This is a genomic window from Vibrio sp. 10N.286.45.E10, assembly GCF_002874195.2.
GTDB classification, from domain to species: domain Bacteria; phylum Pseudomonadota; class Gammaproteobacteria; order Enterobacterales; family Vibrionaceae; genus Vibrio; species Vibrio crassostreae.
The window spans coordinates 898601-913965 of record NZ_MCWD02000002.1; the positions used below are offsets into that span (position 1 = coordinate 898601).

17 protein-coding genes are annotated in these 15365 nt (G+C 43.9%); 10 read left to right on the forward strand and 7 right to left on the reverse strand.

Annotated features, from left to right (window positions below):
* The first annotated feature begins 52 nt into the window (after positions 1 to 52).
* Positions 53 to 940, forward strand: a complete 888-nt coding sequence (locus tag BCU34_RS17055) for a LysR family transcriptional regulator (RefSeq protein WP_102478793.1) — start codon at positions 53 to 55, stop codon at positions 938 to 940.
* Positions 941 to 1032: 92 nt separating this feature from the next.
* On the opposite strand, the gene arsB is transcribed toward BCU34_RS17055, so the two are convergent.
* The 3 genes from arsB to BCU34_RS17070 all read right to left on the reverse strand — a co-directional run bounded on the left by arsB (position 1033) and on the right by BCU34_RS17070 (position 3191).
* Positions 1033 to 2088, reverse strand: a complete 1056-nt coding sequence (gene arsB, locus BCU34_RS17060; protein WP_102478792.1) for an ACR3 family arsenite efflux transporter — start codon at positions 2086 to 2088, stop codon at positions 1033 to 1035.
* A gap of 102 nt (positions 2089 to 2190) precedes the next feature.
* On the reverse strand, positions 2191 to 2532 hold the full coding sequence (locus BCU34_RS17065) for an ArsR/SmtB family transcription factor (protein ID WP_060980666.1): 342 nt from the start codon (positions 2530 to 2532) through the stop codon (positions 2191 to 2193).
* Between the two features lie 134 nt (positions 2533 to 2666).
* Positions 2667 to 3191, reverse strand: coding sequence for an HPP family protein (locus BCU34_RS17070; protein WP_102478791.1), 525 nt, complete (start codon positions 3189 to 3191; stop codon positions 2667 to 2669).
* A 138-nt stretch (positions 3192 to 3329) separates the two neighbouring features.
* Here BCU34_RS17070 and BCU34_RS17075 point away from each other — a divergent pair, with 138 nt between their 5' ends.
* From BCU34_RS17075 to BCU34_RS17090, 4 genes are all read left to right on the forward strand, one after another.
* Positions 3330 to 3902, forward strand: a complete 573-nt coding sequence (locus BCU34_RS17075) for a TetR/AcrR family transcriptional regulator (RefSeq protein ID WP_102478790.1) — start codon at positions 3330 to 3332, stop codon at positions 3900 to 3902.
* Positions 3903 to 3980: 78 nt separating this feature from the next.
* A complete protein-coding gene (locus tag BCU34_RS17080) occupies positions 3981 to 4778 on the forward strand; it encodes a Cof-type HAD-IIB family hydrolase (protein WP_102478789.1) in 798 nt (265 codons plus the stop codon).
* A 190-nt stretch (positions 4779 to 4968) separates the two neighbouring features.
* Positions 4969 to 5616 (forward strand): DsbA family oxidoreductase, encoded by a 648-nt coding sequence (locus tag BCU34_RS17085; protein WP_102478796.1) that lies wholly within the window; start codon positions 4969 to 4971, stop codon positions 5614 to 5616.
* A 34-nt stretch (positions 5617 to 5650) separates the two neighbouring features.
* Positions 5651 to 6844 carry a winged helix-turn-helix domain-containing protein gene (locus BCU34_RS17090; RefSeq protein ID WP_102478788.1) on the forward strand — a complete coding sequence of 398 codons (1194 nt, stop codon included), beginning with the start codon at positions 5651 to 5653 and terminating at the stop codon, positions 6842 to 6844.
* A gap of 27 nt (positions 6845 to 6871) precedes the next feature.
* Here the strand turns inward: BCU34_RS17090 and BCU34_RS17095 are convergent, their stop codons facing one another.
* On the reverse strand, positions 6872 to 7738 hold the full coding sequence (locus BCU34_RS17095; protein WP_102478787.1) for a LysR substrate-binding domain-containing protein: 867 nt from the start codon (positions 7736 to 7738) through the stop codon (positions 6872 to 6874).
* Positions 7739 to 7844: 106 nt separating this feature from the next.
* On the opposite strand from BCU34_RS17095, the gene BCU34_RS17100 reads away from it, so the two are divergent.
* The 4 genes from BCU34_RS17100 to BCU34_RS17115 all read left to right on the forward strand — a co-directional run bounded on the left by BCU34_RS17100 (position 7845) and on the right by BCU34_RS17115 (position 10039).
* A complete protein-coding gene (locus BCU34_RS17100; protein WP_017072302.1) occupies positions 7845 to 8168 on the forward strand; it encodes a putative quinol monooxygenase in 324 nt (107 codons plus the stop codon).
* 3 nt (positions 8169 to 8171) lie between these two features.
* Positions 8172 to 9146: a Gfo/Idh/MocA family protein gene (locus BCU34_RS17105; RefSeq protein WP_102478786.1), complete on the forward strand. Its 975-nt coding sequence runs from the start codon at positions 8172 to 8174 to the stop codon at positions 9144 to 9146.
* A 198-nt stretch (positions 9147 to 9344) separates the two neighbouring features.
* Positions 9345 to 9683 (forward strand): Fis family transcriptional regulator, encoded by a 339-nt coding sequence (locus BCU34_RS17110; RefSeq protein ID WP_102478785.1) that lies wholly within the window; start codon positions 9345 to 9347, stop codon positions 9681 to 9683.
* Positions 9684 to 9736: 53 nt separating this feature from the next.
* Positions 9737 to 10039 (forward strand): hypothetical protein, encoded by a 303-nt coding sequence (locus BCU34_RS17115; protein ID WP_240698013.1) that lies wholly within the window; start codon positions 9737 to 9739, stop codon positions 10037 to 10039.
* Between the two features lie 169 nt (positions 10040 to 10208).
* Here the strand turns inward: BCU34_RS17115 and BCU34_RS17120 are convergent, their stop codons facing one another.
* Entirely contained in the window at positions 10209 to 11108 is a 900-nt protein-coding gene (locus tag BCU34_RS17120) for an AraC family transcriptional regulator (protein ID WP_102431785.1), read from the reverse strand.
* 455 nt (positions 11109 to 11563) lie between these two features.
* On the opposite strand from BCU34_RS17120, the gene BCU34_RS17125 reads away from it, so the two are divergent.
* A complete protein-coding gene (locus BCU34_RS17125; protein ID WP_102478784.1) occupies positions 11564 to 13795 on the forward strand; it encodes a hypothetical protein in 2232 nt (743 codons plus the stop codon).
* 43 nt (positions 13796 to 13838) lie between these two features.
* Here BCU34_RS17125 and BCU34_RS17130 read toward each other — a convergent pair whose 3' ends face one another.
* Together BCU34_RS17130 and BCU34_RS17135 are read right to left on the reverse strand one after the other, a co-directional pair.
* Positions 13839 to 14300, reverse strand: a complete 462-nt coding sequence (locus tag BCU34_RS17130) for a hypothetical protein (protein ID WP_102478783.1) — start codon at positions 14298 to 14300, stop codon at positions 13839 to 13841.
* Positions 14301 to 14480: 180 nt separating this feature from the next.
* On the reverse strand, positions 14481 to 15239 hold the full coding sequence (locus BCU34_RS17135; protein ID WP_102479567.1) for a DeoR/GlpR family DNA-binding transcription regulator: 759 nt from the start codon (positions 15237 to 15239) through the stop codon (positions 14481 to 14483).
* Between the last annotated feature and the right edge of the window lie 126 nt (positions 15240 to 15365).

Sequence of the window (15365 nt, forward strand, 5' to 3'; positions counted from 1 at the left end):
ATGATTATAGAAAGATAGTAACTATCACTAATGGTGATAATAGGTTGGTGGCATGTATAACATTGAACAGCTTAAAATGTTCGTTTACGCAGTAGAGCTGGGTTCTTTCTCAGCAAGCGCTCGTCATTTGGGGAAGGTGCAATCGGCGGTAAGCCAAGGCATCAGCAATCTTGAAATAGATTTCAATGTAGAGTTATTTGATCGTTCGACTCGCAAACCTTCGCTGACGAAAGAAGGGGAGCAACTGTTTAAACAAGTGAAAGCAATCGTCCTTCAGGTTGAAGATCTCAATGCTTCCGTTAGTGCGATAGGAACTGGCGAAGAAGGGCTTATTAAAATCGCATTAGACGATTCCTTGTTGGTCCCTAATCTATCTAGAATCCTAAGTGAATTCAGCCAACATTTCCCTGCGACAGAGGTTGAGTTGATCGCTTGTACCACCACCGAAGTGAATCCCTTTGTAGTTGAAGAGAAGGCAGACCTTGGTTTGATGTTCACCAACTTGGCTTTTGATGTAGGTTCTGAACCTTGCTTTATTGGGCATTTGCCGTTTGTTGCTGTGTGTCACCCAAGCCACAAGCTAGCCAAAACAGGTGTCGCGAAATTGTCTGATTTGTTGCCACATCGTCAGCTCATGCTAAGGGGCGATAAAGGTAAGATGATGGATCAGTTTCCACTCATAGCGGGCAAAGTATGGTGGTCAAACAGTTTTATCGTCATCAAAGAAATGATCCTCGGTAGTGACGTCGGTTGGGCATACTTACCTAAACACCTTGTTGAAGAAGAGCTGAGTAAACAGCGCTTAGTTGAGGTGAACGTCTCATTTGACCACAAAACGTGGTCGCCTCCGGTTGATTTGGTTTTATCTAAAACACGCTCGAAGGGGCCTGCATTGCTATGGCTTGAACAAGCATTGAAAGGCCTATTAGACGAAACATAAGCTGGATGAGACTTAAATTGGATGAACTAGAATAAAGAAAAGGCTCACAAAGTAATTTGTGAGCCTTTCTGTTTAAAGCGATACTCGATTTTCTAGTTCGCAGATTTCACTGTTAGACCGTTGTAGTATTTGCCTTTCATCTTAAGTGCAACGTTCACTAGGTAAATCAATACTGGCACTTCAATCAGTGGACCGATAACGCCTGCAAACGCTTGGTCTGAATTGATACCGAATACTGAGATAGCAACGGCAATCGCTAGCTCGAAGTTGTTGCCTGTCGCTGTGAATGCGATTGATGCGTTCTTGTCGTACTCAATGCCCATCTTCTTGCCAATGAAGAAGCTGATGAAGAACATCGCTGTGAAGTAGATAGTCAGTGGAACAGCAATCAACAATACGTCCATTGGCAGTTCAACAATCATCTCGCCTTTTAGGCTGAACATCAGCACGATAGTCGCCAGTAGAGCAATCAGTGTGATTGGTGAGATACGTGGAATGAACACATCGTTGTACCACTGCTCACCTTTCATCGACACTAGGATCTTACGGCTTAAGAAGCCCGCTAGGAATGGTATACCTAGGTAGATAAGAACACTGTGTGCAATATCGATCATTGAGATATCAACCATCATGCCTTCGTAACCAAATACTGGTGGAAGAACGCTGATGAATAGCCACGCCATAAAGCTGTAGCTCACCACTTGGAATGCACTGTTTAGAGCAACTAATGCCGCACCGTATTCTTTGTTACCACCGCCGATGTCGTTCCAAACCAGAACCATTGCCACACAACGAGCAAGACCAATCAGAATCACACCGACCATGTAACCTGGGTGGTCGCCTAAGAATGTTAGCGCCAACACAAACATCAGAATTGGGCCGACAAACCAGTTCATGATCAAAGATAGTTTGATCGCTTTCTTATCTTTTACCACTGTGCCTAGCAGGTTGTAGTTAACCTTAGCCAGAGGTGGGTACATCATTAAGATAAGGCCAATTGCCAGTGGAATGTTGGTTGTGCCAACAGACATTGATTCGTTCCACTGTTCGATTTGTGGAAACAAGGTGCCAAGCAGTACACCAATGCCCATGGCGATGAAGATCCACAGCGTTAAGTAGCGATCGAGAAAACCTAATTTTGGTTTCATTATATTATCTCTTTGGTTGTTATCGTTAATCGTCGAAAAGCGATATTTAAAGGCAAAAAATACGCTTAGTTTATTGTGTTCGACAAACTAAGCGTGGTTAATCTATTTTAATATGGTGTCTATCAGCGACTCAAATTGCTGAATATTATCTCGATTAATTCGGTAGCACATCTTCGGTGGTATTGATTCAGCAGTGATGAAGCCTGAGGTTTTCAAGATTCTTAGGTGCTCTGATACGGTTGACTGAGCTAAACCTAATTCGCTAACCAAGTCACTGTTCAAACAGCCCCCCGATTTTTCTAACGTTGAAAGGATACTCAATATACGAACTCTTGCTGGGTGAGCGAGCGCTTTAGCCAGAGCGGCCATTTGTGTTTCAGCTTCGGCATCACCATGTCCGATTGGCAGAGCACAGCCACCAGTTGTAGGGCAAGTTTCGTTCATATTGATGTTTCGTTTTCTATAATCGTTAAAAGACGATTAATAGTAAGCCCATTTTATATAAGGGTCAATGTGATCTTTCAATTTGCTTCTAAATTTGATGTCAAAATCCATATTTATCATTGAAATTCAATGGACTAAGACTTGGATGAACCAAACCAGTATAACGGCCACTTTTGTTCTGAATAGCTGTTATTCAATAGCGCACCAATACCAACCAAAGCGATGCTGCCTACTAATACGGGAGTGAATAAGAACATCCAATCCACATGTGCGGTACCTGCCAAAGCTATCACAATCGGATTGGCGCCAGCGGGTGGGTGAACCGCTCGACAGTATTGCATTAGCATGATGGATGAGCCGACAGCGATAGCCATAGTCAAATAAGAATCCCCAAAGCCATATAACGCGATTAAGCCCACAGCAGCTGAAATAAAGTGTCCCGCAATGACGTTTCTAGGTTGAGCTAACGGCGATGTTGGCACCGCAAACAGCAGTACGCTCGTCGCACCAAATGGAGCCATTAACCACGGGAACCCAGAACTTTCGGCTAATAGACACAAGGTCAAGATACCGAGCGTACCGCCAATAAAACCTTTAATAAGCTGGCTAATGCTTGCTTTCGGAGGAAGGGCTCCACCACCAGATAGTTTGTTGATCATAATCGTTTCCTCTTCGTTATCTCTTTTATATTAAGTGTACAGATCTGTACCATTTGATTTGGATGATACAGATCTGTACACTTCTTGCAATGATAAATTGAGCTCTACGATTTCAGAGCGATTTGAGGTTGATGAACGATGAGTAAAAAAGATTTGATTCTGGATGTAGCAGAGTCGTTGTTTAATCAGTTTGGTTATACCGCTGTTGGGGTGGATATGATCCGAGACGAAGCGGCGGTTTCCAAAACATCTATGTACCGCCATTTTGGCTCGAAAACCAAGCTGATTGAAGCTGTGTTAGAAAGGCGTCATCAGCGTTTCGAGTCGAGTTTAGAAGCGGCACTATTATCAACTTCTGGATTACAAAACCAACTGGATGCGCTGTTAGATTGGCATCTTGCGTGGTTTGAACAACCTGACTTCAAAGGCTGCATGTTCATGCACGCGCTAGCCGAATTTAAAGAGTCGGAAGATGACATTACGATGCTCTCGCGACAGCACAAGGTTTGGCTCAAAAACAGCATTCGTGATGTGGTAAGAGGTAATGAAGAAGTAGACACTGCAATACTCGAATTACGCAGTGAATCGGTTATGACTTTTATCGAAGGACTTATTGTAAGAGGTGAATTTGGTCAGCTTGATTCAAAGTCAGACTCAAACAGACAAGCCTACCGAAAAGCATTGCATTCACTGGCTATTCTAGCGATATAATCGAACGCAGAACCGTTACACAAGATAACGAAAAATCATAATTTACACTTTAATCTTTACTTATAGGTAAGCCCTGAAATGCCACAACAGAACATCAAATTTATCGCTGCTGATATGGACGGCACTCTGCTTAATGAACACGGAAAGTTAGACCCAGAATTCTTCAATCTTTATGAGCGACTAGAAGCTCAAGACATCATTTTTGCGGCGGCATCGGGTCGTCAGTACTACAGCTTGATGGAAACATTTTCTCCGCTAAAAGATCGCATGATGTTCGTTGCTGAAAATGGCACATTGGTGATGCACAAAGGGCAAGAGCTCTACAGCTGCTTACTTGATACTGATGCCATCAAAGAGATCATTAAAGAAGCGCGTGCTATTGAAGGTGCACACGTTGTACTTTGTGGTAAGAAGTCAGCATACATCGAAACCAAAGACGAACGTGCTTTAGCGGAGATCTCTAAGTACTACCATCGCCGTGCGCAAGTAGAAGACTTACTGGCGGTAGAAGACGATTTCATCAAGGTGGCTATCTGCCATTTTGACGGTTCACAAGAGAAAGTGAACCCAAGTATTAATGCCAAGTTTGGTGAGAACTACCAAGTGGTTGTCAGTGCAAAAATTTGGTTGGACGTGATGAACGCTGAAGCGTCGAAAGGTGCGGCGATTAAACATCTACAGAACACATTAGGTTTCACTTACGAGCAAACCATGAGTTTTGGTGATTACCTCAATGACTTGGAAATGCTAAAAGAGAGCTACCACTCTTACGCGATGGAAAACGCACATCCAAAGTTAAAAGAGATCGCACGTTTTGCTGCGCCAAGTAACGTTGATGCGGGTGTGTTCCAAGTGCTTGAGAAGTTGCTAGCGTAACGCTCTTAAGCTCCAACAGATTTTTATCAAAGCCAACTCGTGAACATGAGTTGGCTTTTTTGTTGGCTACAGGTGCTGTGACTGGTATTAGTTAAATTTGAACGATTGTTCAGGTTGTTGTAGTCTGAAGATAAATTGGATGCCTGCTTTTACTGCAGACATGCCTTATCAATGAGCATTTGGAATGACGATGAGCAAGAAACTTCAACTTGATATTATTTCTGACGTAATGTGCCCGTGGTGCGTGGTCGGTTACAAAAACTTAGAGCAAGCTATTGTTGAACTTGGCTTAGCGGAGCAAATTGAACTTGAATGGCAGCCGTTTGAGCTTAACCCTGATATGCCGCAAGAAGGTGAAAACCTGCGTGACCATATCATGAGAAAATACGGATCTAGCGCAGAAGAGAGTCAAAGTTCACGCGAACAGCTTGCGGCGCGTGGCAAAGCGGTTGGTTTCGATTTCAATTTCTATGACAGCATGAGAATGGTTAATTCACGTCACCTACATGTGCTGCTCGATTTCGCGTTGGCGCATGGCAAACAGACTGAGTTAAAGCTACGCTTCTTTACTGCTCATTTTTCAGAGCAGAAAGATCTGTCTGATCTTGAGGTTATCGCGCAAGAACTTGAAGTGGTTGGCTTAGACTCAACGAAGGCACTGAAGTGCCTAAAGAACATCGATAACTTGAAGCAAATTGAAGCGCAAGAGTTTGAATGGCAACGCATGGGCATCTCTGCGGTACCTACTGTGGTATTTAACCGCAAGAGTGCAGTCACTGGTGCGCAGACGGTCGAAACGTACAAGCAGATCCTTCAAGAGCTTATTGCTGAATCATAAGCCGATCATTGGTATCAATTAGAGTCTGAATTTCATGGAATCATTGTCACTCGCTCAAGCACAAAAAATTGTACTGCTTTCGCAAAAGCTGCCACCTAAAAAGCAATGTAATGGGGGCGCTTTGGCGAACACGCTGTCTGCGCTTGAAAACCTTGGCTATGTGCAAATTGATACCATTTCCGTGATTCAGCGAGCCCACCACCATACGTTGTGGAATCGCAATCAAGACTACCAACTGAATCACCTTGATAAGTTGTTAGAGCGTCGTGAAGTGTTTGAGTATTGGTCGCACGCCGCCGCGTATTTACCCATGCGAGATTATCGTTTCAGCTTGCATCGAAAGAATGGATTTACGAGCGGTAAGCTTAAGCATTGGTATAAAAAGGATGATGCACTGATGGCGCATGTTCTCAAACGTATTGAGAACGAAGGGCCATTAATGGCGAAAGACTTTGAGGGGGATAGACCAAACCCCAGCGGATGGGGCGGTAAACCTGCCAAACAGGCACTAGAAACTTTGTTTATGCAAGGTGACTTAATGGTGCCGAGCCGAGTGAACTTCCATAAGGTGTATGACCTTACCGAGCGAGTTTTGCCGAGTGGCATTGATACCTCAGAACCTACGGAACAAGAGTACATCGAGCATCTAATCACGCGTTATTTAGAAGCCAATGGTGTGGGAATAGCGTCGGAAATGAGCTATCTACTCAAGAACACTAAACCTCTGATTCAGAAAACACTCCAACAGATGCTTGAAGATAAGCAGGTTCTGAAAGTAGATATTCAAGGCTCTGGCTACTATGTCCTACCAGGTGCTTTTGATCTGCTGAATCTGCCGCTTTCTAGAACCAAGCTAAAGATACTGTCTCCGTTTGATAACCTGCTGATTCAACGAAAGCGAATGCAATCATTGTTCAACTTTGACTACCTCCTTGAGTGCTATGTGCCAGAGGCCAAGCGTCAGTTTGGTTACTTTAGTTTGCCGATTCTGTGGCAAGGTAATCTGGTGGCGCGAATGGATTGTAAGGTCGACAGGAAGACCCGTTTACTCAATATTCGTAACTTGGTTGTTGAAGATAGAGTTAAAACTCATGAGTCATTGATTCACGCTTTATGCGAAGAACTAAAGCACTTCATGGTGTTTAACCAATGTGATGAGATGATCGTCCATAACACCACACCTTACGATCTTGGCAAGCGCTTGATGAGCCATTGGCAAACAGTCTAGCGGTCTTTGTTGTTTAGAAGCGCTTAGTTACTCAGCAAACGCAGCTAACAAGAACTCGACAAAGGTTCTGTTCTTCAACGACAGTTGCTTGGTTTTGTAGAGCAAGTGAATCGGCTTTGGTAACGGCGCCATGCCGGGTAGGATTTCCAACAGCGCTCCACGTTTAATCTCTTTTGCGACTAAGATTGTCGGTTGCAACAACACGCCCACACCTTGTAGGGCGGCATATCGCAACACATCCCCATTATTCGACATCAAGCGCACACGTTCTTTGTTCGGTGTGGCGTGAGGGGCTTGAGGGGCTTGGCTGCTGTAACTGAACCCAAGCGACGGGTGCTGCGCCAAGTCTTCTAATACTCTGATCTCAGCATGTTGGTTAAGGTAATCGGGCGCCGCGCAATAACACATCTTATAGTCCCCTAAATACCTTGCGACCAAGCTTGAATCGGATAGGTCACCAATTCGCACAATCAAATCAATGTCGGATGAGTAAGGATCAACAAGATCATTATTCAACATCAGCTCAACGTTAATGGTTGGGTGATGTGCGAGAAACTTAGCTACGATAGGGGCAAGTACCTTGTTGCCGTAGGTGACGGGGCAGTTAATCTTTACCGTGCCTTGCGGCTGATTTTCCAAGGTTTGAATCAGGTTTTCAGCATTGCTGATATCTTCGAGAATTCGCTTACACTCACGATAGTAAAGCTGCCCTGAGTCGGTTAACGATTGCTTACGCGTGGTGCGGTGGATCAGCTGAGAGTTCAAACTGGTTTCTAAGGAATGGACATGCTTACTGATCATGGTCGCCGACAGGTTGAAGTGGTTTGCGGCGCTACGAAAGCTGCCCTGTTCCACTACGTAGACGAAGACTTTCATGCTGGTTAACTTATCCATTAAACACTCTTGGTTGATAAACAATAAACAAAAGGTGAGTTTATCAATTATTAGGGGTTAATTATATTAATGGCAAACCGATAATTAACTAAAATAAGAGCGTGAAATGCCTCAAATGAATGAAATCATCTTTGTTACTGCCGAACTTAAGATCAAAACCAACATAGAGCGAGCTGCTGCGATCGAAGCCATCGAACAGTTTTGTTTAGACATGCAAAGCGAACCGGGCTGCCTACAAGCGATTGCAACCTATGATCAAAGCCAAAGCGATCGTGTGATCTTGCTTGAACAATACGCAAACCGCGAGGCGATCAATCAGCACTTTGTGATGCCTCATACCCAAGCGTTTATTGAGCGTGGCATTACCGAGTTGGTTCAAGCATTCGAAACGCAACGTGGACCTATCAAAGCACAAGAGCAGGAGATCTAAGACATGAAATGGGGAATCCTAGGAACTAGCTTTATCTCAGGCGTAATGGCGGATGCGATCAAAGGCGATGCTCAAAGCGAGCTGTATGCCGTTGCTGGTCGTACTGAAAAAACACTAAACGAGTTTGCTGCCCAATACCAACCAACACGAACCTTCAACAGCTATGACGCCTTGATTGAAGATGAGTCAGTCGACATCATCTACATTGCTCTGCCAAACCATGTTCATCATGAGTATGTGATTAAAGCGGCTCAAAAAGGCAAAGCGATCTTGTGTGAAAAGTCTCTGTCGGTTGATATGGAAAAAACCGAGCAAGCTCTGCGAGCGGTAAAAGCATCTGGCGTGTTCTTCGCAGAAGGTTTGATGTATCTAAATCACCCGCTTATCGCTAAGCTTCATCAAGAATTAGCGACAGGTGAGATTGGTGAAGTGCGCTCAATTCAGGGTTCATACGTTGCTGCGATTGACCAGTTCGTTAACCCTGCGAGCAAAGGCGCGTTGTACAACTTAGGTTGTTACCCAATGTCACTGATTCACTCTGTCGCGCAACACCAGTTTGGTGAGAGTGTGTTTGATGACGTGCAGATTTCAGCCATTGGCCGACGTGGTCAAGATGGTAACATCTGCGAGTCATCGGCGATGATGCGCTTCAACGACCACTTCACAGCGCAAATCCATACTGCAGAAGACCACGGTTTAAAGCATGGCTTTACGATTTTAGGCAGTAAAGGCTGTATCATTCTCGACACCAACCCATGGTTACCGACCGAAGACAACACATTCACGGTTGAGATCTACGAAACATCGACACGTGAAGTAAAAGTCGAAGCGCAAGGCGATGGCTTCCATTATCAAGCGCGCAATATCCGCCAAGCAGTTGAGCGAGGTGACACACAACTTGCAGCACCCATGGCGACTCATCAAGACTCTCGCGTAATCATGAAGTTACTGACGGATTGGGAACAAGCGGCGAGCTAGTTTCTTTGCTAATTCCTGTACACGCCTCATACTTGGTAGCTTTGTAAGCTATCAAGCATGAGGTGTTTCTCTAATCCTTCTCGCCCATTATCCTCAATAAATACTTTGCATTTGAAACAGTCGCAGTGTCCAATATCGGTTGAGACTACATTGATCGAAAAACCTTATTTTTAAGATGTTAAATAGGAAGTTTGCTGTATGCGTAAATCAGATAAGAAGATCGAAAATCAGATCAGAGACGTGCTAACTGACGTGTGTGAAGACACGCTAAAAGGCTTCGATGGTTTTTTGTGGGTGACTCACTCGGTCAACTTCTCTTCATTTCCGCAAAGTTTGAAAATCGTCTGTGTATTCGATACCAATCAGGATAGAGCGAATTTCTTAAATGGCGAAGGTCAACAGAGTGTCTCTGAGTCTATTCAACAAGCGTTCAATCAAGTTGGAATTGCATTAAAGAATATCGACAAGCATGTTAGCTACGATACGCAGGAAAATTGCGACCGCGACCATCAAGGAAAGTGGAACAAGAGGCTTTAGTGCTCTTGCTTCTTTAGAATCCCTCAACTGTGTCGTGATAAAAAGGTCGTGAAATGAATAAAGCTCAAATATCGCTTAACAAGAACACACTGCTAGGTGTGTTCGAGCAATTTTTGATACTAGCTCTGTGGCTGCTAGTAGGAAGTGTCGTTTGGTCTGTTTGGTTTATGTGGGGGATTAACGTTGTCCCCTTTGACGATCCTTACCTCTCTGATACTGAGTATCAACGTCTCATTAAGCAAGAAACTCAGCTGATCAATATCGGCTTATGGGTAGGTAAGCTCTATACCGCGTGTGCGGTGATGTTTTTTATTGTACGCGTTAGGAAAGTGCTTCGAGCCTCAAGCGATGGATGAAATCCGTTTGGGTTATGACATTACTGGTATCTACTAGTATTTGTTCTCATTGATTGACTAAAAATCTACGAAACGAGATGTCGCTATCCATAAACTTAATTAATCAACAAAGCCGTTGGCAAGCGAACCGAAGAGAAGAAAGCCTACGCGAGGTAGGCTTTGATTGTCGTTATTTAATTGCGGTACAGAAGCTGACGTCTGAATGTTGAGTTTGCGGATCGTAGCTGTGGTAAAGCTCAAAACAAGGTCGATCGTCTGTTTCAATACCGGACTCAATGACGTTACTCATTAAATCATCCCACGCTTTGGCATATTGGCCGATTTCGGTAATCGTTTGTCTCATCACCGCATATTGCCCGCCGGGAAAGTCCTTCAGTTCGATACCGCTGGGTACTTCCACATCTTCAGGGACCATTAAACAAATGTCTGTTCGGCACTTATCTGTCGGTGTAATTTCTGGATTGTCATGATAAATGAACATACAGGTATTGCCTGATAACCCTTTAATTTCTGCCCATTGATAAAGACGACCGCTTGGCTCTTCATACCCTTGTCCATAGGGACCTGTTACTCGCACATACGCCAGTTTTGATGGTTCGAATTGTTGTGTTTTCATTGTCATGCTCCATGTTGAAAGTTCGGAGTCAGTATATGAATTGCCGACGACTGCATCGGTTCCATTCTTGCGCAACGTGTGTCCAATCTTGCTATTTCGAGTTAACTCACCGAAAGCTTGGTAGTCTTCACAATCACGAAAGGCACTAGGCGTCATACCAAAGTGTTGCTTGAAGGCTTTGGCAAAGCTTTGAGACGATGAGAATCCATAATCCAATGCAATATTAATAATAGGTTGTTTGGATTTGAAGAGATCGTTGGCTGCCGCTTCAAGTCTCAGCCGTCTGGTGAAATCAGCAAGCGTCTCGCCTTGAACGGCCTTAAAAGTACGATGAAAATGGTAGGGTGAAAAGTTGGCTAATGCCGCGACTTCGATCAGGTTAAGCGGATCGTTAAAGTGCTTCTCTAAATAGCGTATAACGGGAACAAGCCGCTTATGATAGTCAACGTACATCTCTTTATTTACCACTCTCTGTTGTCATCGTTCTTGTTTAGATGACCGAGACTAGCCTATCCAAATTGAGTTTCAACAGTGTGGCGTTGAAACTGAGATTCGATGCAGCAAATCTCAGCCCGTTCTGAGCTTTAAGTTCTGATAATCTTCTGTCTTCCAAACTGCTTTATTCTCATTTTGAGAAAATCTGAGCTGATTTTTCGTTAGCCGGAGATACTTGGTTTCCAAATAAAATTAAAATCACAAAAATTTATCTTTTCCTTAATATCTTGATTTTTAATCGACATTTTCTCGTTTTCCTTACCACCGATGAAACAAGACAGACGAGCACTTGAACAATTCAGCAATGTAGTCGATACTTTTTTCGTATTTTGATTCCTAAATTGACACGTAAGTTGGCTGACTTTTCGTCTTGTGATTTAAGGCATGACAGTATCGATTAGGAAATATGATTCATGAAAACCTACACTTCTGGGCTGCTCGCATTCATACCGTCATGTTTAATCGCTGGCTACGCTTTTGCTGTTGGTATAGCAGTTGTGCTGCCAGGGCAACATGAAGCTGGTGTTGATCTTTCGGGCTCCCCACTATCTGCGAATGCTGTCATTGATTGGGAAATTACCAACAGTGATATTGTCTTCGGTGCCTATGCCGACAAAGCCGACAATGAGCGGGCTACGACAATTGGTTATATGTACAACCAAGTCATGGCGATGAACTCGGGTTGGTTGGAGAACGATCTCCGTAACCAAGCTGAGGTAGAAGGCCTCAATTTCGAAGATTATTTCCTACACTTTTCTGAAGATACTGTCATTGCCGAAGTTGATAATACTCACGGTGAAAACACTCTACTAAATCGCAAGCCCATGATCGTCGGTTATACCTCAGGTGAAGATCATGCTGGATTTTGGCTGTATCAAGAGCCTCCATGGGATGCCGATGTGTTTGAGAATTTTGAACAGGGCGGGGCTTTGTACGTCTATCATGCCGAGCAGTTCGAACGGCTGACCTTCAATTTCTCACAGTTTGCTGGCAGCGGAGAACTCTGGATTGAATACCCAACGGTTATTGATTCTCGCGGAATGGTGTCTCGGTGGGAAAGGCTTGATATTAAGAAAGACAGAACCCTCAATATGACCAAAAACCAGTCTGTGATTTGGAACCTACCTAATGATTGGGTGAGAGCGACAACTCATGATGGGAGCGGTGCGAGTTATGGTGGCGGCCAGTATTTTGGTTCAACCTTTTTGAGAGATGGTGGGCGCTTATACGTTGTGAGAGTTCGTTGGCAAAGTGAGAACGCTGACGACAGGCCGCGTTTAAAAGAAGTAGAACTCAAAAACAGTTTTCCAACCGTCAAATTAACCGATGCCCCGAGCACAACACCGGATGGCGATGCTATCAGCCAATGGCGCAAAATCCGCGGTTTTGATGTGTCTGCAGACCTAGATGGCGATAACTACTTGTCGCCGAGCGAGTATCGAAATCGAACTAATAAGAACGCGACAGCGCGTTTTCGTTGGGAATCAAGAGTGGTGCCATTTGGTCGAATGTGGAGCGCTAATTCATCTTGGTCGTTAACGAACGTCGCAAACACGGATTATCTATCTGCTATTCATCGCTACTATAAGCAAAGCTGGGAAAGCCAAGGTTTGAATGGTGCGTACAACGACGACACAAATAAACTCATTGGTTCGAACCAGTTCTATGTTCATTCTGGCGGGCATGTTCAAGAGTTAGGAGCAGTTGCGGGTTCGAATCAAGCAGACGATCTCTACAAACAACAATTTTCAGCGTTTCTGAAAAATCTATCTGCTTTAGAAAGTGATGCGTCGATTGGGTTGAACATCGGAACCGCGAACTTGCTGGGTCGAAATGGACAGTCTCATCTTAGCGAGGCGGGATCTCTGTATTTACGAGAGCACTACATTTTTCCGTCTACTGGGTTTAGTGGTTACTCGGGGATCTCTAAATTCTGGGATAATTCTGCGCTCGCCTATAATGGGCAAAGTGTTATCTTTCAGGCGACAACGCGTTATGGACGAGTTCAATATCTTGGAAATAGTGAAGATAACTGGAAGCAAGACCAATACTCGACCCTAGCGATTTATCACCTCAATCGACACGCTCAACATAGCTACTTTAATCAGTGGAACAATGGTTACGTTTATGGAAGTGGTAACACGACTGCAGATACTTTCTGGCAAAGTGGTGTCCCTAAAAACATCGCCTATCAACCAAGTTCGTTATTGGCTGTTGATTTGGGAGAGCCGAGTCATCATATCCCACAAGGCTTTGAGCCGATTCCTTTGATGCTATCGACAATGACACCTCAACCCGCTGACTACACCATCGTTGGCGATTCCTCGATGAATGAAATGGTGCATGCTGATCTGCCCCATGGAATGACTCACGTTCTACCGACGTTCACGTACTTTATATATCAATCTGATAATCAGGTGGTCGCTGGTGGTCCTGAGGACATGGTGTTAGCGAGAGAGTTCGATAAGGGTCGAGTGTTGTACCGTACAGATTTCCACGGTAAGAACGCGAGCTTTTATGAGACAGAGAAGCTGACGGTTGTATTGGACGTACCGATGAAGCCTGTCGATGCAAACGGCAACATCGGAGAATATGTCACGCAAATAGAAATAGGTGGCTATGAAGGGCTGTTCTTACTTTATTAAAACCAATGCGAATGAGCACTCTCGAATCAGAGCAGACTAGAGCTTAGGTTCGGGATATCAGCTTATTCTTTTTACACTGCTTAAACTCTTTGGCGATCCACGATTGCTCGTTTAATCCATTGTCGATTAAAGCAAAAAGGTAGCCATCGACTTTGCTTGAAGCCGCAGGATATTCTTGAAAAGCGTGCTTAGGGTAGCCGGGGTAATCCGTTTCGTATTGAGCGTCTAACTCCTTACCGAGTTGACGCCATTTTACAAATAACTCTGAAGAGGACGTTTCAACCTTATATTGGCCTAAAATACGTTGGTGATGGGTTAGCGCCACTTTAGCGCAGTGGTTGATCTGTACGACTTTTTGTATCAATTCAACTTGTTCTTCACTCATGGTTTTCGCCAGTACATTCTCTTGTTCGATACGCGTCATTCGCTCACCAAACGTTTCAGCATGGGTGGGAAACACAAAAGTAAGCGGTAAAGCTAATATCAAAAGGCGCTTGTTGAACATAACCAAACTCGTTAAAAGGATTCGTGGCTATTATGCCGTCCGCTGATAATATTATTAATGAATATAGAAACTTAATTGTAAGAATTATTTTTATCGAGTGGATAAATAGATGGTTTTGGAGTTTTGGTATTCAGGCTCTGAATGTTTGATTGGTGAGCCTGAAGCTGATGGGGGGAACAGTTACGAGTTAATGACCTTAATACCTTTATCTTGAAGCTCATCAATCACACTACTCGAAAGATCAATATCGGTGATCACGCCATCAAGCGCACTTAAATCTAAGGCGTGGAAAGTAGCGATGCGCCCGTATTTGGTTGAGTCTGAAATCAGATAGTTTGAATGAGCTGCTTGAACAATGGCTTGTTTGACTAATACCTTATTTTCACAAGGTGTCGAGAGCCCTTTTAGATTCCAAGATGAAGAAGAGATAAACGCAATATCAATATTCATCCCTGCTAAGAACTCCGCTACTTTGCCCCCAATACTCGATTGATTTTCACGGTCAATCTTACCACCAGTATGGTAAATCTCAGATTGTGTACTGTTCATTAGGTACGCGGCAATCGCGAAGTCATTGGTGATGATAAGCAGATCATCTCGCCCTGCAAGTTGGTGGGCGATCTCCAAAGAGGTGGTTCCGGCGTCTAAGTAGATAGTCGAATACTCAGGAACTAATTGAGCAGCTAGTTGACCTATTTGAGCTTTTTCGTTTGCTTGCTGTTCTACCTTGATGTCGTGTGACAATTCACTGTGAAGTGCTTTAGTCAGCTGAACGCCACCCGAAACTGAAATCACTTTCCCTGATGTCTCTAGCTTTACGATATCTCGACGAATGGTCATATGAGACACCTCTAGGTGCTCAACAAGCTCAGAAATACTGATCACTTCTTGATGTGATAATAGTGACAAAATGGTTCTCTGACGTTCTGCTGGAATCATGATTCTTCTTCTATGTTCTTATTTTTCATTATCCTATCAACCTTTCGTTGTTTTGTGAATATCTGTGAATATCTGTTGTGATATAGCAGTAAGAACTGTGATTGTTGCGGAAATTACCATTATCTA

What these genes read in the sequence shown, in the direction of transcription:
- BCU34_RS17115 (WP_240698013.1), top strand. Translation starts at nt 9,737, where the DNA reads ATGAATAAAGCTCAAATATCGCTTAACAAGAACACACTGCTAGGTGTG.
- BCU34_RS17125 (WP_102478784.1), top strand. Translation starts at nt 11,564, where the DNA reads ATGAAAACCTACACTTCTGGGCTGCTCGCATTCATACCGTCATGTTTA.
- BCU34_RS17120 (WP_102431785.1), bottom strand. Translation starts at nt 11,108, where the DNA reads ATGTACGTTGACTATCATAAGCGGCTTGTTCCCGTTATACGCTATTTA.
- arsB (WP_102478792.1), bottom strand. Translation starts at nt 2,088, where the DNA reads ATGAAACCAAAATTAGGTTTTCTCGATCGCTACTTAACGCTGTGGATC.
- BCU34_RS17110 (WP_102478785.1), top strand. Translation starts at nt 9,345, where the DNA reads ATGCGTAAATCAGATAAGAAGATCGAAAATCAGATCAGAGACGTGCTA.
- BCU34_RS17090 (WP_102478788.1), top strand. Translation starts at nt 5,651, where the DNA reads ATGGAATCATTGTCACTCGCTCAAGCACAAAAAATTGTACTGCTTTCG.
- BCU34_RS17100 (WP_017072302.1), top strand. Translation starts at nt 7,845, where the DNA reads ATGCCTCAAATGAATGAAATCATCTTTGTTACTGCCGAACTTAAGATC.
- BCU34_RS17095 (WP_102478787.1), bottom strand. Translation starts at nt 7,738, where the DNA reads ATGGATAAGTTAACCAGCATGAAAGTCTTCGTCTACGTAGTGGAACAG.
- BCU34_RS17065 (WP_060980666.1), bottom strand. Translation starts at nt 2,532, where the DNA reads ATGAACGAAACTTGCCCTACAACTGGTGGCTGTGCTCTGCCAATCGGA.
- BCU34_RS17055 (WP_102478793.1), top strand. Translation starts at nt 53, where the DNA reads ATGTATAACATTGAACAGCTTAAAATGTTCGTTTACGCAGTAGAGCTG.
- BCU34_RS17105 (WP_102478786.1), top strand. Translation starts at nt 8,172, where the DNA reads ATGAAATGGGGAATCCTAGGAACTAGCTTTATCTCAGGCGTAATGGCG.
- BCU34_RS17075 (WP_102478790.1), top strand. Translation starts at nt 3,330, where the DNA reads ATGAGTAAAAAAGATTTGATTCTGGATGTAGCAGAGTCGTTGTTTAAT.
- BCU34_RS17080 (WP_102478789.1), top strand. Translation starts at nt 3,981, where the DNA reads ATGCCACAACAGAACATCAAATTTATCGCTGCTGATATGGACGGCACT.
- BCU34_RS17085 (WP_102478796.1), top strand. Translation starts at nt 4,969, where the DNA reads ATGAGCAAGAAACTTCAACTTGATATTATTTCTGACGTAATGTGCCCG.
- BCU34_RS17130 (WP_102478783.1), bottom strand. Translation starts at nt 14,300, where the DNA reads ATGTTCAACAAGCGCCTTTTGATATTAGCTTTACCGCTTACTTTTGTG.
- BCU34_RS17070 (WP_102478791.1), bottom strand. Translation starts at nt 3,191, where the DNA reads ATGATCAACAAACTATCTGGTGGTGGAGCCCTTCCTCCGAAAGCAAGC.
- BCU34_RS17135 (WP_102479567.1), bottom strand. Translation starts at nt 15,239, where the DNA reads ATGATTCCAGCAGAACGTCAGAGAACCATTTTGTCACTATTATCACAT.